We start from the raw sequence: 23,281 nt of genomic DNA on the forward strand, positions 1-23,281 counted from the left end.
CTGCTGCGGGGGCGGCCAGGCGGGGCCGCGGGTCAGCGGGCGACCTTCATGGCGTCGCGGATGGTGCGGGTCTTCTCCGCGGCCTGGTCGGGGGTGAGGCCCGAGTCGCTGCCGCCCGTGCTGCCGGTGGTGCCCAGGCTGAGGTGGCTGAACGTGACCCGGCCGTAGGTGGACTTGTCCGCCCAGACGCAGACCGTCGGGCCGGGCTTGCCGATGATGCTGGCGACGCCGCAGCTGAGCTTGCCGTCGGAGGCGTGGCCGTCCTTGGCGGGGAAGTCGGTCATCGGGGTGGACCAGGTCAGGCCGCCGCTGTCCTTCTTGGAGTCGGCGATGATCTGCGCGGGGTCGTTGAGGGAGCCGTAGATGCCGACGACCGACAGCGAGTCCATGTTCTTGACGTCGGCGCCCTTGCTGTAGCTGGCCACCAGCGCGTGCAGGTCGGTGCCGACCTTGGCGACCTCGGGCTTGCTCATGTCGGCGGCCTCCTCCTTCGCCGACTTCTGGACGTAGCCGTCGAGCAGCGTCTGCGGCGCGCTGAGCTTGTAGCGGCCGCCCGAGTCGCTGCCGGCGCCGAGGAACTTCCAGGCGGCGAAGCCGCCGCCGCCGAGCACCAGGGCGCCGACGACGAGGCCGACCACCAGGCCGCCCTTGCCCTTGCGCGGCGGCGCCGGGTAGCCCGGCTGGCCGTACGGGCCCTGCGGGGGCACGCCGTACTGCGGTTGCGGGGCGCCGTAGGGCTGCTGCGGCGGGTACCCGTACTGGGGCTGCGGGGCGCCGTAGGGCTGCTGCGGCGGCGGTGCGCCGTAGGGCTGGCCGCCGTAGGGCTGGCCCTGCGGCGGCGGATACTGCTGTCCCTGTCCCTGGCCGTACATGTGTCCTCGTGCTCCCCCGCCGCACTCGCGGCCGATCTTCGTATGGGTATGTCCGTGCACGCCCGGTCACCCGGACGAGTGCCCGGGCACGCTACCGCACGGCACCGGCGGCGGGAGCGCCCGGACCGGCCGAGTCCGCGGACCGAAAGCGGTTCGTAACCAGCGCCCACGGTTACGTAAACTGTGCGTCGTGACCGACACGACGAACCAGCGCCCCGTGAGCACCACCGGGGACGATGCGGCAACCCTCCCGACGACCTACACCCCCGCGGACGTAGAGGGCGAGCTGTACGAGCGCTGGGTGGACCGTGGCTACTTCACCGCGGACGCGAAGAGCGACAAGCCCGCGTACACGATCGTCATCCCCCCGCCGAACGTCACCGGCGTCCTGCACCTCGGTCACGCCTTCCAGCACACGCTGATGGACGCGCTGACCCGCCGCAAGCGCATGCAGGGCTTCGAGACGCTCTGGCTGCCCGGCATGGACCACGCGGGCATCGCGACCCAGAACAAGGTCGAGCAGCAGCTCGCCGAGGCCGGTCTCTCCCGCCACGACCTGGGCCGCGAGGCCTTCGTGGAGAAGGTCTGGGAGTGGAAGCAGAGCTACGGCGGCCGCATCCTCGGCCAGATGCGCCGCCTCGGCGACGGCGTGGACTGGTCGCGCGAGCGCTTCACCATGGACGAGGGCCTGTCCCAGGCCGTCCAGACCATCTTCAAGCGCCTGTTCGACGACGGCCTGATCTACCGCGCCGAGCGCATCATCAACTGGTGCCCGCGCTGCCTCACCGCGCTGTCCGACATCGAGGTGGAGCACGAGGACACGCCGGGCGAGCTGGTCTCGATCCGCTACGGCGACGGTGACGACTCGATCGTCGTCGCCACCACCCGGGCCGAGACGATGCTGGGCGACACCGCGGTGGCCGTCCACCCGGACGACGAGCGCTACCGGCACCTGGTCGGCCGGACCATCAAGCTGCCGCTGACCGACCGGGAGATCCCGGTCGTCGCCGACGAGCACGTCGACCCGGAGTTCGGCACCGGCGCCGTCAAGGTGACGCCCGCGCACGACCCGAACGACTTCGCCATCGGCCAGCGCCACGGCCTGCCGAACCTGACGGTGATGGACGAGCGCGGTGCGATCACCGTGCACGGCCCCTTCCTCGGCCTGGACCGGATGGAGGCCCGTTCGGCCGTCGTCGGCGCGCTGCGCGAGCAGGGCCGGATCGTCGCCGAGAAGCGCCCGTACATGCACGCCGTCGGCCACTGCTCGCGCTGCCACACCGTGGTCGAGCCGCGGCTGTCGCTGCAGTGGTGGGTCAAGGTCGAGCCGCTGGCCAAGGCCGCCGGCGACGCCGTCCGCGACGGCAAGGTGGAGATCCACCCGAAGGAGCTGGAGCGCCGCTACTTCGACTGGGTCGACAACATGTACGACTGGTGCATCTCGCGCCAGCTCTGGTGGGGCCACCGGATCCCGGTCTGGTACGGCCCCGAGGGCGAGGTCGTCTGCGTCGGACCGGACGAGCAGCCGCCGACCGGCGAGGGCTGGGTCCAGGACCCGGACGTCCTGGACACCTGGTTCTCCTCCGGCCTGTGGCCGTTCTCCACGCTGGGCTGGCCGGAGAAGACCGCCGACCTGGAGAAGTTCTACCCGACCGACGTCCTGCTGACGGGCCACGACATCATCTTCTTCTGGGTCGCCCGGATGATGATGTTCGGCCTGTACGCGATGGACGGCGAGGCGCCGTTCAAGACCGTCGCGCTGACCGGTCTGGTCCGCGACGAGTTCGGCAAGAAGATGTCGAAGTCCTCCGGCACCGCGGTGGACCCGCTGGACTGGATGGACGCCTACGGCGCCGACGCCGTCCGCTTCACCCTGGCCGGCGGCGCCAACCCGGGCGCCGACGTGCCGATCGGCGAGGACTGGGTCAAGGGCTCGCGCAACTTCTGCAACAAGATCTGGAACGCGACCCGCTTCGCGCTGATGAACGGCGCCACCACCGAGGGCCCGCTGCCGGCGCCCGAGGAGATGACCGCGGTCGACCGCTGGATCCTGTCGCGGCTGAACGCCACCGTCGCCAAGGTGGACGGGCTGTACGAGGACTACCAGTTCGCCAAGCTCTCGGACGCGCTGTACCACTTCGCCTGGGACGAGGTCTTCGACTGGTACGTCGAGCTCTCCAAGACCACCCTGGCCAAGGGCGGCCCGCAGGCCGACGCCTCGCGCCGGGTCCTGGGCGAGGTCCTGGACGTCACCCTGCGGCTGCTGCACCCGGTCGTCCCGTTCGTCACCGAGGCGCTGTGGACCACCCTCACCGGCGCCGAGTCGCTGGTCGTCGCCGAGTGGCCGAAGGACAGCGGCTACCGCGACGCGGCCGCCGAGTCGGAGGTCGCCACGCTGCAGCAGGTGGTCACCGAGGTCCGCCGGTTCCGCTCGGACCAGGGCCTGCAGCCCGCGCAGCGCGTCCCGGCCCAGCTGGAGCTGGCCGGCACCGTGCTGGCCGTCCACGAGGACGCGATCCGCTCGCTGCTGCGGCTGACCGTCCCCGAGGAGGGCTTCGCGGCCACCGCCTCGCTGCCGGTGGCCGGTGCCACCGTCGCCCTGGACCTCTCCGGCACCATCGACGTCGCGGCGGAGCGCAAGCGCCTCGCCAAGGACCTCGCGGCCGCCGAGAAGGAGAAGACCCAGACCACCGCCAAGCTCGGCAACGAGGCCTTCCTGGCCAAGGCGCCGGACGAGGTGGTCGCCAAGATCCGGGGCCGTCAGGAGGCCGCCGAGGCCGACATCGCCCGGATCACCGCCCAGCTCGCGGCGCTGCCGCAGGGCTGAGCCCGCACCGCCCCTGGGGGGCCGCATTCCGCGACGCGCGGGGTGCGGCCCCTCGGCGTTCCCCGGCGTGCCCGATTCTCGGCGTGCTCCTTCCGGCGTGCTCCTTCGGGCGCGCTGGTTGCGGCGCGTTCGTTTGCGGCGCGCCGTTTTCGGCGGGCCCGGCGGGACGGTCACTACGCCTAATAGAGCAGCAACATTGCTCCCTTCCGGCGAATATTCATCCTGGACCGGGTGAGGTCCTATTCCGAGCGAATTGATTCCGGTCTTGCCCGCGCGCGTTCGCGGAAGTTTTCAGGTCGGATGTGTACGGTGTGCTCGGAGTTTCCGAAGGTGTTTCTGCTGAGCGTTCCTGCTGAGCGACGGACGGGAGGCATGGCGTGGTGGTGACCGAGGAGTTGGCCCAGGAACTGCCTGCCGAGGCGGTCGAGGAGGCCAAGGCCAGGGCGGCGACCCTGCTGCTCGCCTTCCGCCACGGCAACCAGCTCGCGTTCGACCACGAGTTGGACCTGCTGCTGGCGGAGAACGCCGAGCGGGAGGTGACCGCCCTGCTCACCTGGATCGCCGCCGAGGCCGTCCGCAAGGCGTACGCCCCCGAGGTCGGCGACCGGGTGCTGCGGGCGATGGCCCGCCGGGCCCCTCTGGACGGCGGCGCCGTCCAGGTGGACGAGGAGAGCGCGAACGCCGCCCAGCTGATCGAGGCGGTCGCGGACGGCCGGGTGGCCGAGGTCCGCGGCCTGGTCGCGGCGACGGCGGACACCACCTTCCTGCTCGGCGGTCTGCTGCAGGGCGTCGCGATGATGCTGCCGCTGCTGCCCGAGGGCGAACTGGCCGAGATCACGGCCGAGTTGCGCCGCCGGCACGGCGGCTGCGCGCACGTCCCGGAGGCCCGGGCCGGGGTCTGACCCCGGCCCGGGGGCGGCTCACGGCATGGCGTGCAGGTGGGCGCCGATGGTGGCGGAGACCGGATTGCCCGCCCTGGCGTCCCAGTTGGTCGACCAGGTCATCGCCCCGCCGATGCCGGGCCAGGCGGTGTCCGGCCGGTAGCTGCCGCAGCCGGTGCCGGAGGCCAGGCAGTCCAGCGCCTTGTTCACCGTGCCGGGGTCGGTGTAGCCGCCGCCGGCGGCGCTGGTGGAGGCCGGCACCCCGAGCCCGACCTGGTCGGGCCGCAGTCCGCCCTTGAGCTGGATGCAGGCCAGGGCGGTGAGGAAGTCCTCGGTGCCCTGGGAGTAGACGTTGCCGTCGCAGCCGTTCATCGCACCGGAGTTGTAGTACTGCATGTTGACGATGGTGAGGACGTCCTTCACGTTCAGCGCCAGCTTGAAGTACTCCATCCCGGTCGACTGCATGTCGATGGTCTGCGGCGCCATGGTGAGGACGAACCCGCTGCCGGCCCGCGCCGCCAGGGAGTGCAGCGCCTGGCCCATGTAGGTGGAGTCGATGCCGTTCTCCAGGTCGATGTCGATCCCGTCGAAGCCGTAGTTCTGCAACAGGGCCCAGGCGGTGTCGGCGAAGGTCGCGGCGGAGGCGGAGTCGCCCACCCAGACCGTGCCGTTCTGGCCGCCGACGGAGAGCACCACCCGCTTCCCGGCCGCCCGCTTGGCCGCGATGTCGGCCTTGAACTGGGCGTCGGTGTAGCCGCCGAGCTTGGTGGACAGGGCCGGGTCCAGGGTGAAGCCCAGGCCGCCGCGGGTGGCGGTGGCGTCGGCGAAGGCGACCGCGATGATGTCGTAGGCGGCCGGGACGTCGCTGATCCGCTGCACCGTGGCGCCGTTGTCGAAGTTCTGCCAGTACCCGGTGAGGACGTGCTTGGGCAGGCCGGGCGGCCTGGTCGGGGTGGACGTGCCGGTGGGGGTGGGCGTGCCGGTGCCCGTGCCGGTGGCCGTCGGGCTCGGTGAGGCGGTGCCGGTGGCGGTCGCCGTGGCCGTCGGGCTGGGGGAGGGCTGCGGCCCGCCGGGCCCGAGCAGGGTGACGTCGTCGGCGAGGAAGGCAGGCTGGGCGTACCAGCCGTGCAGGTAGACGGTGACGCTGGTGGTGCCCGGGCCGGTGGTGAAGCTCGTGCTCAGCTGGCTCCAGCCGGTGCCGCCGGGGGTCCAGGTGCTCGGATCGCCGCCGCCGGTGCCGCGGGCGCCCAGGTAGACGTACGAGCCCTGGACCCAGGAGCTCAGGGTGTACGAGGAGGAGGGCTTCACCGACACGGTCTGGGTGCACTCGCCGGTGTCCGAGCCGGCGGGGGTGGACTGCAGGGCGTACCGGCCGGAGTGGGCGCCGGCGCTCCGGACCGTGCCGTTGGAGCAGGTCCAGCCGGAGAGGTCGCCGGTCTCGAAGCCGCCGTTGGTGATCAGGTCGGTGTCGGCGGCGTGTGCGCCGGTGCCGTCGGCCAGGACGAGCCCGCCGAGGCCGAGGACGAGGGCGCAGGTGCCGGCGAGCAGCGGGTGGAGGGCGCGCGGGCGCCGGTGTCGGGCAGGTGGCATGACTCCATCTCCAGTGGGGGAGGCCCGGCGGCGCTGGGTGGGGTCAGTGCCGTCCGGGGTGTCGATGGTGCGCGTGCGGGAGCTACCGACAACTCAAGTCCCGGTCGGGAACGGAGACTTGCCTCACAAGGTGGAGTAGACCAATCCGGCTGTCAAGAGGCCCTACGCGGCCAGCGGGGCGTCCTGGGCGGCGTCGCTCCCGGTGCTCCCGGTGCTCCCGGCGGGTCCGGCCAGGGCGGCGGTCAGCGCGGCGATCCGGGCCGAGGCGCGGCCGTCGCCGTACGGGCTCGGGGTGGCGGCCAGTCGGGCCAGCCGCTCGGGGGTGTCGGACAGCCAGCCGCGGGCCAGCTCGCCGAGCTCCTCGCCGGGCCGCACCAGCGCGGCGAAGCCGGCGTCGACCGCCTCCGGGCGCTCGGTGGAGCGGCGCACCACCAGCAGCGGACGGCCGAGCACGGTGCACTCCTCCTGCACGCCGCCGGAGTCGGAGACCAGCAGCGCCGCGTGGCTCGCCAGGCCGAGGAAGTCGCCGTAGCCGACCGGCTCGGTGACGGCCAGGCGCTCCAGCAGGGCGTCCAGTGCGAAGCGCTCGACGGCGGCCCGGGTGCGCGGGTGCATCGGGAACAGCACCGGGGTGCCGGCCCGGGCGATCCGGTCCAGCTCGGCGAGCACGGCGCCGAGCGCCTCGGCGGTGTCGGTGTTCTCCGGGCGGTGCACGGTGGCCAGCACGTACCCGTCCGGGCGCAGCCCGTGCGCGGCGAGCAGCGCGGCGCGGGTGGCGGCGTCGGGCAGCTGACGGCGGACCACCTCGACCACGGTGTTGCCGGTGAGTTCGATCCGCCCCCGGTCGAGGGACTCGGCGCGCAGGTTGGCGACGTTGTCCTCGGTGGCGGCGCAGAGCAGGTCGGAGACGTGGTCGACCATCACCCGGTTGTGCTCCTCGGGCATCGCCCGGTCGTAGCTGCGCAGCCCGGCCTCGACGTGCACCAGCGGGATCTCCCGGGCGTTGGCGGCCAGCGCTCCGGCGAGGGTGGCGTTGGTGTCGCCCTGGACGACGACGGCGGCGGGGCGGTCCTCGGCGAAGGCGGCGTCCAGCTGGCCGAGGGACTGGGCGATCTGGCCGGCCCGGGGGCGGCCCCCGACGCCGGTGAGCAGCTCGGGCTCCGGCAGGTCGAGGTCGCGCAGGAAGCGGCCGGACATCGCCTCGTCCCAGTGCTGGCCGGTGTGCACCAGCCGGGTGGCGTCGCCGAGTTCGTGGATCAGCGGGGCGAGCTTGACCAGCTCGGGGCGGGTGCCGAGGACGACGGCGACGCTGTTCGGGGGCAGGCACGTGCTCATGCGGGGGCTCCGGGAGGACGACGCGGGGTGGGGGAGTGGGGGCTCAGGACTCGAGCGCGGTGGGGGCGCCGACGGCGACCTTCTCGGCGTTGCGCCGGGTCTTGGCCCAGCCGTTGCGGCCGAGCAGCAGTCGGACGGCGGCCCGGGCGGCGACCACGAAGAGGTGGTAGGCGTACAGCCACACCAGGACGCCCCAGAGCAGTCCGGTGAGCCGGCTGCGGTCCGGGTGGACGGCCCTGCGGTAGGCGAGGCCCCAGAACACCATCGGCAGGGTGGCGAGCACGAAGGCGAGCAGCATCCACGGGCCGAACCGGAGCTGGAAGTCGGCGGTCTCGGCGGGGAAGAGCACCAGCCCGGCGGTGGTGATGACGAGCGAGAGCGGGAAGAGCAGCACCAGCAGGACGCAGACCACCGGCTGGAGGAAGGTGTAGAGCACCTCGGCCTTGCCGGCGGCCGGGTAGTGCGGGGAGCGCAGCACCCGGCCGGTGTAGCGCAGGCACTGCATGTTGCCCTGGGCCCAGCGGGTGCGCTGGGTGAGGAAGCGGCGCAGCGAGACCAGGCCCTCCTGGGAGACCTGGGCCTCGGTGACGTGGGTGAGCCGCCAGCCGGCCAGGCGCAGGTCGAGGCCGGACTCGTAGTCCTCCAGCAGGGCGCGCTCGGGCCAGGGGCGGCCGGCCCGGCCCTCCTCGGCGGTGAGCGAGTCGAGGGCGGTGAGCCGGACGAACTGGCCGTTGCCGCCGAGGCCGACGCTGCCGGTGCGGCGGCGCAGCAGCTGCATGCCGGCGTTGTTGGCCTGGAACTCGACGTCCTGCATCCGGACCAGGGCGCGGGCGAGGGCGTTGGCGGTGCGGCCGCGGCCGGGCAGCGGGCGTTCGTCGTCGGCGTTGCGCATCCGGACGCCGATCTGGACGGCGCCGGTGTCGGGGCGGCCGAGGGCCTTGGGGTTGCAGACCTGGCCGAGGGTGCCGGGGTCGAGCTGTCCGTCGGCGTCGACCACGCCGATGACCACCCGGGAGCGGTCGGTGGACTCGGGGAGCCAGGCGGAGATCTCGCGGTAGGCGGCGTTGAGCGCGGCGCCCTTGCCGATCCGGGCGTGCGGGCGGCGGCGCTGGACGAGGTGGATCCGCGGGTCGCGGGCCGCGGCGGCGAGGACGAGTTCGCGGGTGGCGTCCTCGCTGTCGTCGTCGATCACCCAGAGGTGGGCCTCGGGTGCGCTGGTCCGCAGGCCGTCCAGGGTCTGGGTGACCACGGCCTCCTCGTCGCGGCAGGGGATGACCAGGTGCCACTGGAGGGCGGCGGGGTCGCCGGGCGGGGCGGGGCGGCTGTGCCGGAAGGCGTGGCGGGAGCCGGCCCAGTACACGAGGAAGCGTCCGAAGACGAGGGCCATGTAGCCGACGAGGGCCAGGGAGATCAGTCCGGCGAACCAGACGACGGCATCCTGGCGGAGCACGATCCAGTCGTGCAGGGCGTCGGGCATGGCGCAGTGCTCCTCGTGATCAAAGGCTGTCAGCTCCTGTGGGTTGCGAATCGATGCTCCATTGCCGTACAAACTCACTGAATCGATAGTAAAGGGAGCAAACTCAAGAAGCCGGGCAAAGACGGGGCAAAGTGGCCGTTCTCACCCCGCGCCCACCCCGCCGCGATCCCGTCGGCGCCGTTCCCCTCGCCCTGTGAGGACGGGCCGCCGCCGCTCCGTAGACTGTGGACGTGAGCGACAAGGCCGACCCGAATCCGTACACCCTCCGCCCCTCCGACGACAGCACCGGCGACGCCCTGCGCGACGTCGAACTGGAGCTCTCCAAGCGCTGGCCGGAGAACAAGCTGGAGCCCTCGCTCGACCGGATCGAGGCGCTGATGGACATCCTGGGCCAGCCCCAGCGGTCCTTCCCCTCCATCCACATCACCGGCACCAACGGCAAGACCTCCACCGCCCGGATGATCGAGCAGCTGCTCAACACCTTCGAACTGCGCACGGGCCGCTACACCAGCCCGCACGTGGAGAGCGTCACCGAGCGGATCACCCTGGACGGCGCCCCGATCAGCCCGGAGCGCTTCGTCGAGGTCTACCGCGACATCGAGCCCTACGTGCAGATGGTCGACGCCGCGCAGCCCGTCCCGATGTCCTTCTTCGAGGTGCTCACCGGCATGGCCTACGCGGCCTTCGCCGACGCCCCGGTGGACGTCGGGGTGGTCGAGGTCGGCATGGGCGGTTCCTGGGACGCCACCAACGTCATCGACTCCGCCGTCGCCGTGATCACCCCGATCGGGCTGGACCACACCGACAAGCTCGGCAACACCACCGGCGAGATCGCGGTCGAGAAGTCCGGGATCATCAAGTCCGGCGCCGTCGCCGTGGTCGCCCAGCAGCAGCTGGACGCCGCCCAGGTCATCCTGCGCCGGGCCGTCGAGGTGGACGCCACGGTCGCCCGCGAGGGCATGGAGTTCGGCGTGATCCGCCGTGAGCTCGCCGTCGGCGGCCAGCTGGTGACGCTGCGCGGGCTCGGCGGCGAGGAGTACGAGGACGTCTTCATCCCGCTGCACGGCGAGTACCAGGCGCACAACGCGGCGCTGGCGCTGGCCGCGGTCGAGGCCTTCTTCGGCGTCGGCGGTGCCCGCGGCGGCCAGCTGGACGTCGACAAGGTCCGCCAGGGCTTCTCCGGCGTCTCCTCGCCGGGCCGCCTGGAGATCGTCCGCCGCAGCCCCACGATCATCCTGGACGCCGCGCACAACCCGCACGGCGCCCGGGCCACCGTCGCCGCGATCAACGAGTCCTTCGGCTTCACCCGCCTGGTCGGCGTGATCGGCACCTCGGGGGACAAGGACGTGGCCGGCGTGCTGGAGGCCTTCGAGCCGATCCTGGCCGAGGTCGTCATCACCCAGAACTCCACCCACCGCGCCATGGACGTGGACGCCCTCGCGGCCCTGGCCGTCGAGATCTTCGGCGACGACCGCGTCCAGGTCGAGCCCCGCCTCGACGACGCCATCACCGCGGCCGTCACCCTGGCCGAGGAGGAGGGCGACCTCGGCGGCGCCGGGGTCCTGGTCACCGGTTCGGTCATCACGGTGGGCGAGGCCCGCCTGCTGCTCGGGAGGAAGTGACATGAGGACGCTCTGCTCCTCGACGCTGATCGGCGAGGCGCTGCTGGTGCTCTTCGCGGCGCTGGTCGCGATGCAGCTCTCCAGCGTCTCGACGGCCACCGTGTGGATCGTCAGCGGCATCGCGATGGCGCTCTGCATCGCGCTCTGCGGCATGATCAACCGCCCCGGCGCGGTGCAGATCGGCTGGGCGCTGCAGATCGGCCTGATCGCCAGCGGCTTCGTCCTGCCGACCATGTTCGGCCTCGGCGTGGTCTTCGCCGGCCTGTGGTGGTGCTCGGTGCACTACGGCCGCAAGGTCGACGAGTTCAAGGCCGCCCGCGCCGCCGCCACCGAGGCGCAGGCCCAGGCCGCCTGACCCCGGCCGGGTGGGCGCAACCGACCGGTCGTTCACGCAAGGTAACCTCTGCCCCGTACCGCATGTCGTACCAGATCACCAGGAGACGCACCGTGTCCCAGCGCACTCTCGTCCTGCTCAAGCCCGACGCCGTCCGCCGCGGCCTGGCGGGCGAGATCATCAGCCGCATCGAGCGCAAGGCCGGCTGGCAGCTGACCGCGGTCGAGCTGCGCACCTTCGACCGGGAGACCCTGGAGACCCACTACGCCGAGCACGTCGGCCGCCCGTTCTACGAGCCGCTGCTGGAGTTCATGACCTCCGGTCCGTCGATCGCGCTGATCGTCGAGGGCGAGGAGGTCGTCAAGGGCATCCGGATGCTGGCCGGCGCCACCAACCCGCTGGAGGCCGGCTCCGGCACCATCCGCGGCGACTACGCGACGATCACCCGCGAGAACCTGATCCACGCCTCCGACTCCCCGGAGTCCGCCGAGCGCGAGATCAAGATCTTCTTCCCCGCGAACGCCTGACGCGGAGTCCGTCTTCGGATGCCACGCCCCGGCAGGGACGTTGGTACCGCCCCGGTCGGGACCATTGGCCCGGCCGGGGCATTCTTATCGTGAAATAGGGAACTGGGAACGCCGACACGGCGTCCCAATGCTCGGAGAAGCGATCACGCTCCGGACAATGGACGGTATGCCCCGCGTCGATGTCCGTGCCGTGCGGCGTGACTACGATGGACGCGACTCAAGGGCCCGGTACGGCAGCTCAGCCGGTCTCCGCCCAAGCGTGGGCGCGCATCCGTCCACCCCCCAAGAACTCCGAGCCCGGGAAGGCACCCACACCCCATGGCGAGCAACCTGTCCTTCATCGGCCGCGACTTGGCGATCGACCTCGGAACAGCCAACACGCTGGTGTACGTCAGGGGCAAGGGGATCGTCCTCAACGAGCCGTCCGTCGTCGCGGTCAACACCAACACCGGCGGCATCCTGGCGGTCGGCGCCGAGGCCAAGAAGATGATCGGCCGCACGCCCGGCAACATCGTCGCCATCCGCCCGCTCAAGGACGGCGTGATCGCCGACTTCGAGATCACCGAGCGGATGCTGCGCTACTTCATCCTCAAGATCCACCGCCGCCGCTACCTGGCCCGCCCGCGGGTCGTGGTCTGCGTGCCCTCCGGCATCACCGGCGTCGAGCGCCGCGCCGTCATCGAGGCCTCCTCGCAGGCCGGCGCCCGCCAGGTGCACATCATCGAGGAGCCGATGGCCGCCGCGATCGGCGCCGGCCTGCCCGTCCACGAGGCCACCGGCAACATGGTCGTCGACATCGGCGGCGGCACCACCGAGGTCGCCGTCATCTCCCTCGGCGGCATCGTCACCGCCCAGTCCATCCGGGTGGCCGGCGACGAGCTGGACAACGCGATCGTCCAGCACATCAAGAAGGAGTACTCGCTCCTCCTCGGCGAGCGCAGCGCCGAACAGATCAAGATGAGCATCGGCAGCGCCTTCGGCATGGAGGGCGAGAAGGACGAGCACGCCGAGATCCGCGGCCGCGACCTGGTCAGCGGACTGCCCAAGACCGTCGTCATCTCCGCCGCCGAGGTCCGCGCCGCCATCGACGAGCCGGTCAACTCGATCATCGACGCGGTCAAGACCACCCTCGACCAGTGCCCGCCCGAACTGGCCGGCGACGTCATGGACCGCGGCATCGTGCTCACCGGCGGCGGCGCCCTGCTGCGCGGCCTGGACGAGCGGCTGCGCCGCGAGACCGGCATGCCGATCCACATCGCCGAGAACCCGCTCGACTCCGTCGCGCTCGGCTCCGGCAAGTGCGTCGAGGAGTTCGAGGCGCTCCAGCAGGTACTGGACGCCTCGCCGCGCCGTTAGCACCACGACGACACCATCCGACACTCAACTGAACGGGCCGCCGCCCGGGCCCCACAGCCCCGGGCGGTCGCCAGGTACGAAGGGGCAGTACCAGCACCGTGAGGGACACACGAGAGAGCCGGCTGCTGCTCATCCTGCTGGTGGCCGTCGCCTTCGCGCTCATCACCGTGGACATCAAGGGCGGTGAGGACTCCCCGCTCGGCCCGGCCCGGCACGCCGCCGCGAAGGTCCTCGGCCCGGTCGAGCGCGGCGCCGCCACCGTCGTTGACCCGGTCGCGGACACCGTCCGCGCCTTCCGCGACGCCGCCACCGACAGCGGCCGCACCGACCAGCTCGCCCGCGAGAACACCGAACTGCGGCAGAAGCTCGCCTCCTCCGACATGGCCACCGGGCGCACCAAGCAGCTGGACGACCTGCTGCGCACCGCCGGCGCCGGCGGCTACACCGTCAAGGCCGCCCAGGTCATCGCGATCGGCCCGGCCCAGGGCTTCTCCTGGACCATCACCGTCGACGCCGGCAGCGACGACGGCCTCACCCGCGACATGACCGTCATCAACGGCCAGGGCCTGGTCGGCCGGATCACCACCGTCGGCCCGACCACCGCCACCGTGCTGCTCGCCTCCGACCCCGGCTTCTCGGCCGGCACCCGGCTGGAGGGCAGCGGGGAGATCGGCTTCGCCTCCGGCGGCGGCGACAGCCCGATGAAGGTCTCCCTGCTCAACGGGAAGGCCCAGGTCAAGACCGGCGACCGGCTGGTCACCTTCGGCTCGCAGAGCGGCCGCCCGTTCGTGCCCGGCGTCCCGGTCGGCAAGGTCACCGAGGTCCAGGCCAACGCCGGCCAGCTGACCAAGACCGTCCTGGTCGAGCCCTTCGTCCAGTTCACCCGACTGGACCTGGTCGGCGTGGTCGTCGTGCCCCCGCGCACCGACCCGCGCGACGCCGTGCTGCCGCCCGCCCCCACCCCGGGGCAGAGCCAGGCCCCGGCCGCGCCCGCCCAGCCCCAGGGCTCCGCGCCCGCCGCCCCGCCCGCCAAGCCCACTGGGGGGAACTGAGCCATGCGCCTCGCCCGCATCCCCGTCTCGGCCGTCCTGATCCTGCTCGGCCTGATCCTCCAGGTCAGCGTCTTCGGCCGGCTCCAGCTCCCGGGAGCCACCCCGGACATACTGCTCCTCGTCGTGGTCGGCCTCGCCATGGTCTACGGGCCGACCGGCGGCTGCCTGGTCGGCTTCTCGGCCGGCCTGCTGGCCGACCTCGCACCGCCCTCCGACCACGCGATCGGCCGCTACGCCCTGGTGCTCTGCCTGATGGGCTACGCCGCCGGGCTGCTGCGCCCCGAGCACGGCCGCCAGCGCTCCGTCTCCGGCGCGCTGCTGGTGGTCGGCGCCGCGGCGATCGCCTCCACCCTGCTGTACGCGCTGGTCGGCGCCCTGGTCGGCGACACCGCGGCCCGGCACGTCGGCCTCGGCGGCCTGGTGGTCAGCGCCCTGCTGTACGACCTGCTGCTGGCCCCGTTCGTGGTGCCGCTGGTGATGATGCTCGGCCGCCGCTTCGGCCGCGACCCGGTGACCGCCGCCGACGACGACGAGAGCGGGCCGGGCCTGGGTCTGGGATCGCTGGCCCGCTACCGCACCACGCGCGAGGTCTCCAGCGGCCCGGCGTACAAGAAGCGGCGCGTGCCCGGCTTCGCCCGGCGCCCGTAACCGGCCGGTCCAGGCCCGCCCCCAGACCTCCTGACCCTCCCGCACCCCTGGAGCGCACGAGACGTGAGCAACATCCCCGAGACCGGCCGTACCCGGCGGGTGACGATCCGTCTGGTGGTGCTGCAGATCCTGGTGCTGTCGCTGCTCGCCACCCTGGGCGGACGGCTCTGGTACCTGCAGATCCGCAACGCCAAGGAGTACACCGCCAAGGCGACCGGCAACCACATCCGCGAGGTGGTCGAACCGGCCGTCCGCGGCGAGATCCTGGACGCCTCCGGGCGGATCCTGGCCGGCAACGAGACCCGGCTGGTGGTGTCCGTCAGCCGCACCTCGCTGCTCCAGCAGAAGGACGGCGGCAAGGGGGTGCTCGGCCGGCTCGCCGACGTGCTCGGGATGCCCGCCAAGGACGTCCAGGAGAAGGTCCGGCTCTGCGACGCCAAGACCCAGCAGCCCTGCTGGAACGGTTCTCCCTACCAGCCGATCCCGGTCACCAAGGAGGCGACCACCCAGCAGGCGATGCAGATAATGGAGCGCCGCGAGGACTTCCCCGGGGTCACCGCGCAGCCCACCGCCGTGCGCCGCTACACCGGCGCCGAGGGCGCCAACATGGCCCAGGTGCTCGGCTACCTCTCGCCGGTCACCGACGACGAGGTCAGCAAGACCGCCGCCAAGAGCGGCCTGGACCGCTACCTGCCGGCCGACCAGATCGGCCGGGCCGGCCTGGAGTCGGTGTACGACCGCGACCTGCGCGGCACCGCCGGCATCACCAAGCTGGAGGTCGACAACCTCGGCCGGGTGATCGGCACCGCCGGCACCGTCGCCCCGCAGACCGGCGACAACCTGGTCACCAGCATCGACGCCCGGGTGCAGAAGGTCGTCGAGGACAACCTGGCGCAGGCCATGAACGACGCCCGGAACACCTTCGACAAGGTCACCAACCGCAACTACGAGGCCGACTCCGGCGCCGCCGTCGTGATGGACGTGCACACCGGCCGGATCGTCGCGATGGCCAGCGCCCCCACCTACGACCCCAACCTCTGGGTCGGCGGCATCAGCGGCAAGGACTACCAGTCGCTGACCAGCAAGGACTCCAACTTCCCGCTGCTGAACCGCGCCATACAGGGTCAGTCCGCCCCCGGCTCGACCTTCAAGGTCGTCTCCACCACCGCCGCCGTGCAGGCCGGCTACTCGCTGGACGGCACCTACGCCTGCCCCAAGAGCCTCACCATCGGCGGCCGCGAGTTCAAGAACTTCGAGAGCGAGAACTTCGGCTCCATCTCCCTGGAGAAGGCGCTGGAGGTCTCCTGCGACACCGTCTTCTACGGCCTGGCCTACGACCAGTGGATGAAGGACGGCGGCATCAAGCCGAAGAACCCGGGCGACTGGTTCTTCAAGACCGCCCACGAGTTCGGCCTCGGCGCCAAGACCGGCATCGACCTGCCGGCCGAGGTCCCCGGCCGGGTGCCGGACCGGCAGTGGAAGCAGTCCTTCTACGACAACAACAAGGACGCCTGGTGCGCCCAGGCGCAGAAGGGCGGCAACAGCTTCTCGGACCAGATCGCCCGGGAGAACTGCGTCGACGGCTACCAGATGCGCGCCGGTGACGCCGTCAACTTCGCGATCGGCCAGGGCGACACCCTCGTCACCCCGGTCCAGATGGCCCGGATCTACTCGGCGCTGGCCAACGGCGGCACCTTCTACCGGCCGACCATCGCCAAGGCGGTGATAAGCCCGAGCGGGGACCTCGTCCGCGACATCGCCCCGCACGAGGACGCCAAGTTCCCCGGCGACCAGAAGCTGCTCAGCTACATCGACCAGGCCACCGCCGGCGTCATCACCAGCGGCACCGCCGCCTGGAAGTTCGCCGGGGCCGGCTGGCCGCAGAACAAGATCGAGCTGCACGCCAAGACCGGCACCGCCGAGGTCGAGGGCAAGCAGACCACCTCCTGGCTGACCACGTACAGCAAGGACTACGCGGTCGTCATGACGATAAGCCAGGGCGGCACCGGCTCCGGCGGCTCCGGCGACGCCGTGCGCCGGATCTACCAGGCGCTGTACGGCGTGGACGACAAGGGCAACATCGACAACGGCAAGGCGCTGCTGCCCGCGCCGCAGGGCCAGCTGCCGAAGTTCAACCCGGACGGCACCGCGATCATCAAGCCGGCCTCGTACGACGCCGGTGCGGACCGGGGGGCCGCCGCCACGCAGCTCACCCCGGTGTCCGCCGCGGCCCCGGCGACGGTGGCCCCGGCGCTGGTGGACCCGGCCCTGCCCGACGCCGCCCCGGCGGCGGCCTTCCTCGACCCGGCGCCCCCGGCCGGCAGCCCGGCCGCGTACACCGCGGCCGACGCCGCCGCGCTCGAACCGAACCGCCCGGGAAGGGGACGGGCATGACCTCCTACGGCTCGTACCGGCAGCTGCGGCTGAGCCCGCAGCGCAGCGGGGTCTCCAAGGCCCTGGCCAAGGACTCCCCGCTCTGGCGGCTGGACTGGATACTGCTGCTGGCCGGCCTGGCCCTCTCGCTCGTCGGCTCGCTGCTGGTCTGGTCGGCCACCCGCGGGCGCGACAACCTCACCCACGGGGACCCGCAGTACTTCCTCTACCGGCACCTGACGAACTTCGTGATCGGCCTGGTGCTGTGCGCCGTGGTGATAGCGATAGGAGCCCGGCGGGTCCGCACCCTGGTGCCCTTCGTCTACGTCGGCGTGATCCTGCTGCTGATGGCGACGCTCAGCCCGATCGGCTCGACCGTCAACGGCGCCCACTCGTGGATCCAGCTCGGCGGCGGCTTCTCCGTCCAGCCCGCCGAGTTCGCGAAGGTCGCCATCCTGCTGGCGATGGCCGTCGTGCTCTCGGACCAGGTCGACGCGGGGGAGCGGGAGTTCCCCTCGCACCGGGCGGTGTTCCGGGGCCTGGTCTGGGCCTGCCTGCCGATGGGCCTGGTGCTGCTGATGCCGGACGCCGGGTCGGTCATGGTGATGTCCGCGGTCGTGCTCGGCATCCTGCTCGGCTCCGGCGCCGCCAACCGCTGGGTGCTCGGCATCCTGGCGCTCGGGGTCAGCGGGAGCATCGCGATCTGGAAGCTCGGGCTGCTCAGCCAGTACCAGATCGACCGCTTCGCCGCCTTCGCCAACCCCCAGCTCGACCCCAACGGCGTCGGCTACAACACCGCCCAGGCCCGGATCGCGATCGGCTCGGGCGGACTGACCGGCAAGGGGCTGTTCCACGGCACCCAGACCATCGGGCAGTTCGTGCCGGAGCAGCAGACCGACTTCGTCTTCACCGTCGCCGGTGAGGAACTCGGCTTCGTCGGAGCGCTGGCGATCATCTCGCTGGTCGGCGTGATCCTCTGGCGGGCCTGCCGGATCGCCCGCCAGGCCACCGACCTGTACGGGACGATCGTGGCGGCCGGCATCATCGCCTGGTTCTCCTTCCAGGCCTTCGAGAACATCGGGATGTGCCTGGGCATCATGCCGGTCGCGGGCATCCCGCTGCCCTTCGTCTCCTACGGCGGCTCCTCGATGTTCGCGGTCTGGATCGGCATCGGGCTGCTCCAGGCGGTGCGCAGCCAGCGGCCGATAGCGGCGTGAGCCGTCGGCTCCCCTGAACCTTCGGCTTCCCTGAGTGTTCGGCTCCCGGGGCCGGTCCGGATCCCTTCGGACCGGCCCTTCTCCCTGCCCCGCAAGAGAGTTGACGAATCGTCAGGCAGGATGCAAGAGGCAGTCGGCGGCGGTCAGGACCGCCCGGGTCTGGTGGGCCAGCTGCTCCTGGACCGGCACCCAGCGGGCACCGAAGCGGTGCCGCAGCCGCTCCAGGCTGTCCGCCACGACGGCGCGGGCGCGCTCCCGGGTGGCCTCGGCGGCCGGGCCGCGGGCGTCGGCGAGCAGCCGCAGCAGGATCGAGGCCACCCGCAGCGGCAGCCGGGCGGCGACCAGCCCGGCCGTGGTCGCCCGGGCGGCGCTCAGCGGGCCGGGGCACCACAGCTCCAGCCACTCGGCGGCCATCCGCGGGGCCACCGCCAGGTTGAACTCGGCGGTGCGCACCAGCGGGCCGTACGCCTCCCGGGCCTGGGCCGGGACGCGGGCGAGCAGCGCGTCGAGCTGCTCGGTGCGCAGGGTCAGCTCGCGGGCCGCCTCGCCGACGGCCCGCGGCCCGGCCGGATGGACCCGGGCGTCGCCGACCGCGTCCACGGCCCACATCGGGACCTCCAGGACGGCGGTCACCCCGCCGTACCGGGCCGCGTACGACCAGGTGGACAGCTCGGGCTCGTCCGGCAGCGCCCGGGGGGTGCCGGTGCTGCCGGGCGGTGGCATCAGATAGGTGCCGGGGGCGGGGCTGGACCAGCCGACCGCGTCGTAGGAGTCCACGTCCAGCGGGATGCCGGCCCGGTCCGCGGAGCGGGCGAAGCGCTCGGCCAGGCCGCGCACCGGGCCGGTCAGCTGGACGAAGGCGCCGCCGAAGTCCACCCCGTGCAGGGAGCACTGCAGGAAGGGGCGCAGCTCGTCGATCAGTCCGGTCAGCGCCAGGCTCTCCGGCATCGGCGGGCGGCCGGAGCCGGGGGCGGGCAGCAGTTCGGGCTGCTCCTCGAAGGCGGGGCGGAAGAAGTGCTCGTAGTGGCGGCGCATGGTGAGCGGGCCGTCCAGCCAGCCGGCGTTGAGGGCGGCGCCGTCCGGGTCCAGGCAGAGCAGCAGGTGCCAGGACAGCCCGGGCCGGGCGGGGCGCTCCAGCAGCACCTCGGCCAGCCGGACGGCGGCGGCGGTGCCGATCGGCTCGTTCGGGTGCGGGCCGCCGACCACCAGGGCGGCGCGCGGCCCGCGGTCCACCGAGAGCAGCAGCAGCGGGCGCCCGGCCCGGGAGCGGCCCACCTCGCGCAGCCGGCAGCGGTCGGGGTGGCGCAGGGCGAGGCGGCGGGCCGCGCTCTCCGCCTGGGCCGCGGTGGGGTAGCGGGCCGGCCGGGCGTCGGGGGCGCGCAGGGCCAGGGGCCGGACCCGCCGACCGGTGTCGGTCATGGTTCTCCTTGCGACCGGTCGTACGGCCGCCGGGGCGCGCGGGAGTGCCGCGCCGCCGGACGCGGCCTGCGGGCCGGGGGGACGGGCTCCGCGGGGCCGGGGTGAGGGGGCCGCGCGGGGACGGGGGAGGGCGTACTGGGGCGAGCGGGCCGCCGGGGAGTCGGCGTTGGCCGAGCGTACGACCCAACTCCCGTCTCCGGAAGGGGTGCAGGGCCTTGGGCAGGGCCCTGTCAGTACCGCACGGGCGTTCCGGGCGTGTCAACGGCGGACGGGGCCGGGCGGCGGGCGCGCACCGCGCGTGCCGGGGCGGTCACCGGCGGGTGCGGATCGCGCCGGGGCGCACCGGCGGGCAACCGTCCCGGACGGGCCGTTCCCCGGATTGGGCTACCCTTGAGGGTCACCCCTCCCGTGCCGAATCGCGGCACCGAATCACGTCGTAAGGGTTCCTAGTACATGACTGTCGAATCGGTCTTCCCACGCCTGGAGGCACTCCTCCCGCACGTCCAGAAGCCGATCCAGTACGTCGGCGGCGAGCTCAACTCGACCGTCAAGGACTGGGACGCCTGCGACGTCCGCTGGGCGCTGATGTACCCCGACGCCTACGAGGTCGGGCTGCCCAACCAGGGCGTCATGATCCTCTACGAGGTGCTGAACGAGCGCGAGGGGGTGCTGGCCGAGCGCACCTACAGCGTCTGGCCGGACCTCGAGGCACTGATGCGCGAGCACCGGGTGCCGCAGTTCACGGTGGACGCCCACCGCCCGGTCAAGGCCTTCGACGTGTTCGGGCTGTCGTTCTCCACCGAGCTCGGCTACACCAACATGCTGACCGCGCTCGACCTGGCCGGCATCCCGCTGGAGGCCGCGGACCGCACCGACGAGGACCCGATCGTCCTGGCCGGCGGCCACGCGGCGTTCAACCCCGAGCCGATCGCGGACTTCATCGACTGCGCGGTGATCGGCGACGGCGAGCAGGCCGTCCTCGACATCACCGAGATCATCCGCGCCTGGAAGGCCGAGGGCCGCCCGGGCGGGCGCGACGAACTGCTGCTGCGCCTGGCGCGCACCGGCGGGGTGTACGTGCCGAAGTTCTACGACGTGGAGTACCTGGCCGACGGCCGGATCGGCCGCGTCGTGCCGAACGCCCCGGGCGTGCCGTGGCGGGTGTCCAAGCACACCGTGATGGACCTGGACGAGTGGCCGTACCCCAAGCAGCCGCTGGTCCCGCTCGCGGAGACGGTGCACGAGCGGATGTCCGTGGAGATCTTCCGCGGTTGCACCCGCGGCTGCCGCTTCTGCCAGGCCGGCATGATCACGCGCCCCGTGCGGGAGCGAAGCATCACCGGCATCGGCGAGATGGTCGAGCGCGGGCTCAAGGCGACCGGCTTCGAGGAGGTCGGCCTGCTGTCGCTGTCCAGCGCCGACCACACCGAGATCGGTGACATCGCCAAGGGGCTGGCCGACCGCTACACCGAGGACAAGATCGGCCTGTCGCTGCCGTCCACCCGTGTCGACGCCTTCAACATCGACCTCGCCAACGAGCTGTCCCGCAACGGGCGCCGCTCGGGCCTCACCTTCGCCCCCGAGGGCGGCAGCGAGCGCATGCGCAAGGTGATCAACAAGATGGTGTCGGAGGAGGACCTGATCCGCACCGTCGCCACCGCCTACGGCAACGGCTGGCGCCAGGTGAAGCTGTACTTCATGTGCGGCCTGCCCACCGAGACCGACGAGGACGTGCTCCAGATCGGCGAGATGGCGAAGAACGTCATCCAGAAGGGCCGCGAGGTCACCGGCCAGAACGACATCCGCTGCACCGTCTCCATCGGCGGGTTCGTGCCCAAGCCGCACACCCCGTTCCAGTGGGCCCCGCAGCTGTCCGCCGAGGCCACCGACGCCCGCCTGGCCAAGCTGCGCGACTCCATCCGCGGCGACCGCAAGTACGGCAAGAACATCGGCTACCGCTACCACGACGGCAAGCCCGGCATCGTCGAGGGCCTGCTCTCCCGCGGCGACCGCCGGATCGGCGCGGTCATCCGCGCGGTCTACGAGGACGGCGGCCGCTTCGACGGCTGGCGCGAGTACTTCTCGTACGACCGCTGGATGCTCTCCGCCGAGAAGGGCCTGGCCGGCACCGGCGTCGACGTCGACTGGTACACCACCCGCGAGCGCTCCTACGAGGAGGTGCTGCCCTGGGACCACCTGGACAGCGGCCTCGACAAGGACTGGCTGTGGGAGGACTGGCAGGACGCCCTGGAGGAGGTCGAGGTCGACGACTGCCGCTGGACGCCGTGCTTCGACTGCGGCGTGTGCCCCCAGATGGACACCCAGATCCAGATCGGCCCGACCGGTAAGAAGATGCTGCCGCTGACGGTCGTCAACAAGTAGTCGGCGCAGGGCTCTCGACCCCCGTCCGGAGTGTTCCGGGCGGGGGTCGGTCGTGGGCGGCTGACCAGGGGCGGAGCGAGCGGGGCGGCGGGGCGCGTACCCTTTGGGGTGACAGAGTCCGGACAGTGGCGGGTTTGCGCCGCGCCGGACGGGGAGAACTGACTAAGGACTGAGCGACCCTGGCACGCCGTACGCCCGACGGTCCGCCGCCCGCGCCGACGGTGCAGCGGATTCGTCTCCGCTACACCAAGCGCGGCCGGCTCCGCTTCACCAGCCACCGTGACTTCCAGCGCGCCTTCGAGCGCGCCCTGCGCCGGTCCGCCGTTCCGATGGCCTACTCGGCGGGCTTCACCCCGCACCCGAAGGTGTCCTACGCCAACGCCGCCCCGACCGGGGTGGCGAGCGAGGCGGAGTACCTGGAGATCGGCCTGGCCGCCGCGCGCGACCCGGAGCAGCTGCGGGCGCAGCTGGACGAGTCGCTGCCGGACGGCCTGGACGTGATCGACGCGGTCGAGGTGCGCACGCCCAACTTCGTGGAGCGCCTGGAGGCCTCCGAGTGGCTGGTGCGCCTGGACGGCGTCGAGCCGGCCGAGGCCGCCGAGGCGGTCCGCGCGTTCCTCGCCGAGGAGAAGGTCGAGGTCGAGCGCCGGACCAAGAACGGCGTGCGGGTCTTCGACGCGCGCGGTGCGGTGGCGGCGCTCGTCGCCGTCGAGCCGCAGGTCGACGGCGGTGCGGACACGGCGGTCGGAAACGGCCGCGATGTTCGGACGGGCCGTCCCTGTGCGATACTGCGCCTGGTAGTACGACACGCCACACCCGCCGTACGACCCGACGACGTATTGTCCGGTCTCCGTGCGACGGCCGACCTGGCGCCGCCGGTCCCCGCAGAGGTGACCAGGCTGGCGCAGGGGCCGCTCGATGAGGAGTCCGGCACGGTGACCGACCCGCTGGCGCTCGACCGCGCCGCGGCCCCGGCCGGCTGAGAAACGGCCGGCAGGCCGCGCGCTACCGCGTCCGCCTAGGGGGCGGAGGCCGGGTCCAGTGCCTCACTGGGCCCGACGGTCCTCCAGGGTTGCCGCGGCTCCCCAGGGGAGCGAGCGTCGTCGCAGCACAGGCCGGCCACTCGGGGCCCGCCGACCACGACGGTCGGTGGGCTCGGGACCCCGTCCGGGAGCCACCCGGGGTTGGGGGACGGCTCAGCTTGGGAAAAACTCAGAAGACTGGTCAGACCAGAAGACTTTCGACACCCCGCGCAACGCGGGGCGCCGAGCGAGACTACGAGCCCCTGTGCGGCCTCGCGTCCGCACGGCGGCACCGTCAAAGGGTCCGGCCCGAGCATCCTCGCGATGCCGGCCGCCCACTGGTGCCG

At 72.4% G+C, this 23,281-nt stretch carries 17 protein-coding genes; 12 read left to right on the forward strand and 5 right to left on the reverse strand.

The genetic code is table 11. The features are described from left to right. Positions 1 to 32: 32 nt before the first annotated feature. Positions 33 to 872, reverse strand: coding sequence for a hypothetical protein (locus ACFC1T_RS28735; protein WP_375893093.1), 840 nt, complete (start codon positions 870 to 872; stop codon positions 33 to 35). A 190-nt stretch (positions 873 to 1,062) separates the two neighbouring features. On the opposite strand from ACFC1T_RS28735, the gene ACFC1T_RS28740 reads away from it, so the two are divergent. Continuing rightward, complete coding sequence (locus ACFC1T_RS28740) at positions 1,063 to 3,699, forward strand: valine--tRNA ligase (protein ID WP_375893094.1); 2,637 nt, start codon at positions 1,063 to 1,065, stop codon at positions 3,697 to 3,699. 377 nt (positions 3,700 to 4,076) lie between these two features. Beyond that, positions 4,077 to 4,601, forward strand: coding sequence for a hypothetical protein (locus ACFC1T_RS28745; protein ID WP_375893096.1), 525 nt, complete (start codon positions 4,077 to 4,079; stop codon positions 4,599 to 4,601). 18 nt (positions 4,602 to 4,619) lie between these two features. Here ACFC1T_RS28745 and ACFC1T_RS28750 read toward each other — a convergent pair whose 3' ends face one another. The 3 genes from ACFC1T_RS28750 to ACFC1T_RS28760 form a co-directional block, all read right to left on the reverse strand. Beyond that, the gene (locus ACFC1T_RS28750; RefSeq protein WP_375893098.1) at positions 4,620 to 6,170 is read right to left on the reverse strand and encodes a chitinase; all 1,551 of its coding nucleotides are present in this window, start codon (positions 6,168 to 6,170) and stop codon (positions 4,620 to 4,622) included. 162 nt (positions 6,171 to 6,332) lie between these two features. Next, positions 6,333 to 7,505: a non-hydrolyzing UDP-N-acetylglucosamine 2-epimerase gene (gene wecB, locus ACFC1T_RS28755; RefSeq protein ID WP_375893100.1), complete on the reverse strand. Its 1,173-nt coding sequence runs from the start codon at positions 7,503 to 7,505 to the stop codon at positions 6,333 to 6,335. Between the two features lie 43 nt (positions 7,506 to 7,548). Next, complete coding sequence (locus ACFC1T_RS28760; protein WP_375893101.1) at positions 7,549 to 8,982, reverse strand: glycosyltransferase family 2 protein; 1,434 nt, start codon at positions 8,980 to 8,982, stop codon at positions 7,549 to 7,551. A gap of 230 nt (positions 8,983 to 9,212) precedes the next feature. Between ACFC1T_RS28760 and ACFC1T_RS28765 the strand changes: the two genes are divergently transcribed. From ACFC1T_RS28765 to rodA, 8 genes are all read left to right on the forward strand, one after another. Further along, on the forward strand, positions 9,213 to 10,604 hold the full coding sequence (locus ACFC1T_RS28765; protein WP_375893102.1) for a bifunctional folylpolyglutamate synthase/dihydrofolate synthase: 1,392 nt from the start codon (positions 9,213 to 9,215) through the stop codon (positions 10,602 to 10,604). 1 nt (position 10,605) lies between these two features. Next, the gene (locus ACFC1T_RS28770) at positions 10,606 to 10,959 is read left to right on the forward strand and encodes a DUF4233 domain-containing protein (RefSeq protein ID WP_375893104.1); all 354 of its coding nucleotides are present in this window, start codon (positions 10,606 to 10,608) and stop codon (positions 10,957 to 10,959) included. A gap of 92 nt (positions 10,960 to 11,051) precedes the next feature. Then, complete coding sequence (ndk, locus tag ACFC1T_RS28775) at positions 11,052 to 11,465, forward strand: nucleoside-diphosphate kinase (RefSeq protein ID WP_375893106.1); 414 nt, start codon at positions 11,052 to 11,054, stop codon at positions 11,463 to 11,465. Between the two features lie 330 nt (positions 11,466 to 11,795). Beyond that, positions 11,796 to 12,821, forward strand: a complete 1,026-nt coding sequence (locus ACFC1T_RS28780; protein WP_317621116.1) for a rod shape-determining protein — start codon at positions 11,796 to 11,798, stop codon at positions 12,819 to 12,821. Positions 12,822 to 12,919: 98 nt separating this feature from the next. Continuing rightward, positions 12,920 to 13,873: a rod shape-determining protein MreC gene (mreC, locus tag ACFC1T_RS28785; RefSeq protein WP_375893107.1), complete on the forward strand. Its 954-nt coding sequence runs from the start codon at positions 12,920 to 12,922 to the stop codon at positions 13,871 to 13,873. 3 nt (positions 13,874 to 13,876) lie between these two features. Continuing rightward, a complete protein-coding gene (gene mreD, locus ACFC1T_RS28790) occupies positions 13,877 to 14,521 on the forward strand; it encodes a rod shape-determining protein MreD (protein ID WP_375893109.1) in 645 nt (214 codons plus the stop codon). Positions 14,522 to 14,584: 63 nt separating this feature from the next. Next, complete coding sequence (gene mrdA / locus ACFC1T_RS28795; protein ID WP_375893111.1) at positions 14,585 to 16,915, forward strand: penicillin-binding protein 2; 2,331 nt, start codon at positions 14,585 to 14,587, stop codon at positions 16,913 to 16,915. Then, on the forward strand, positions 16,912 to 18,111 hold the full coding sequence (rodA, locus tag ACFC1T_RS28800) for a rod shape-determining protein RodA (RefSeq protein WP_375893113.1): 1,200 nt from the start codon (positions 16,912 to 16,914) through the stop codon (positions 18,109 to 18,111). Before mrdA ends, rodA begins: the two co-directional genes overlap by 4 nt. A gap of 111 nt (positions 18,112 to 18,222) precedes the next feature. Here rodA and ACFC1T_RS28805 read toward each other — a convergent pair whose 3' ends face one another. After that, positions 18,223 to 19,530: a M14 family zinc carboxypeptidase gene (locus ACFC1T_RS28805; protein ID WP_375893114.1), complete on the reverse strand. Its 1,308-nt coding sequence runs from the start codon at positions 19,528 to 19,530 to the stop codon at positions 18,223 to 18,225. A 453-nt stretch (positions 19,531 to 19,983) separates the two neighbouring features. On the opposite strand from ACFC1T_RS28805, the gene ACFC1T_RS28810 reads away from it, so the two are divergent. Continuing rightward, entirely contained in the window at positions 19,984 to 21,912 is a 1,929-nt protein-coding gene (locus ACFC1T_RS28810) for a TIGR03960 family B12-binding radical SAM protein (protein WP_375893116.1), read from the forward strand. A 221-nt stretch (positions 21,913 to 22,133) separates the two neighbouring features. Further along, positions 22,134 to 22,895 carry a TIGR03936 family radical SAM-associated protein gene (locus tag ACFC1T_RS28815; protein ID WP_375893117.1) on the forward strand — a complete coding sequence of 254 codons (762 nt, stop codon included), beginning with the start codon at positions 22,134 to 22,136 and terminating at the stop codon, positions 22,893 to 22,895. Positions 22,896 to 23,281 lie beyond the last annotated feature (386 nt).

The sequence above is a fragment of the Kitasatospora sp. NPDC056076 genome, assembly GCF_042266305.1.
Lineage (GTDB): Bacteria > Actinomycetota > Actinomycetes > Streptomycetales > Streptomycetaceae > Kitasatospora.

What these genes read in the sequence shown, in the direction of transcription:
- ACFC1T_RS28735 (WP_375893093.1), bottom strand. Translation starts at nt 872, where the DNA reads ATGTACGGCCAGGGACAGGGACAGCAGTATCCGCCGCCGCAGGGCCAG.
- ACFC1T_RS28750 (WP_375893098.1), bottom strand. Translation starts at nt 6,170, where the DNA reads ATGCCACCTGCCCGACACCGGCGCCCGCGCGCCCTCCACCCGCTGCTC.
- wecB (WP_375893100.1), bottom strand. Translation starts at nt 7,505, where the DNA reads ATGAGCACGTGCCTGCCCCCGAACAGCGTCGCCGTCGTCCTCGGCACC.
- ACFC1T_RS28760 (WP_375893101.1), bottom strand. Translation starts at nt 8,982, where the DNA reads ATGCCCGACGCCCTGCACGACTGGATCGTGCTCCGCCAGGATGCCGTC.
- ACFC1T_RS28770 (WP_375893104.1), top strand. Translation starts at nt 10,606, where the DNA reads ATGAGGACGCTCTGCTCCTCGACGCTGATCGGCGAGGCGCTGCTGGTG.
- mreD (WP_375893109.1), top strand. Translation starts at nt 13,877, where the DNA reads ATGCGCCTCGCCCGCATCCCCGTCTCGGCCGTCCTGATCCTGCTCGGC.
- rodA (WP_375893113.1), top strand. Translation starts at nt 16,912, where the DNA reads ATGACCTCCTACGGCTCGTACCGGCAGCTGCGGCTGAGCCCGCAGCGC.
- ACFC1T_RS28805 (WP_375893114.1), bottom strand. Translation starts at nt 19,530, where the DNA reads ATGACCGACACCGGTCGGCGGGTCCGGCCCCTGGCCCTGCGCGCCCCC.
- ACFC1T_RS28810 (WP_375893116.1), top strand. Translation starts at nt 19,984, where the DNA reads ATGACTGTCGAATCGGTCTTCCCACGCCTGGAGGCACTCCTCCCGCAC.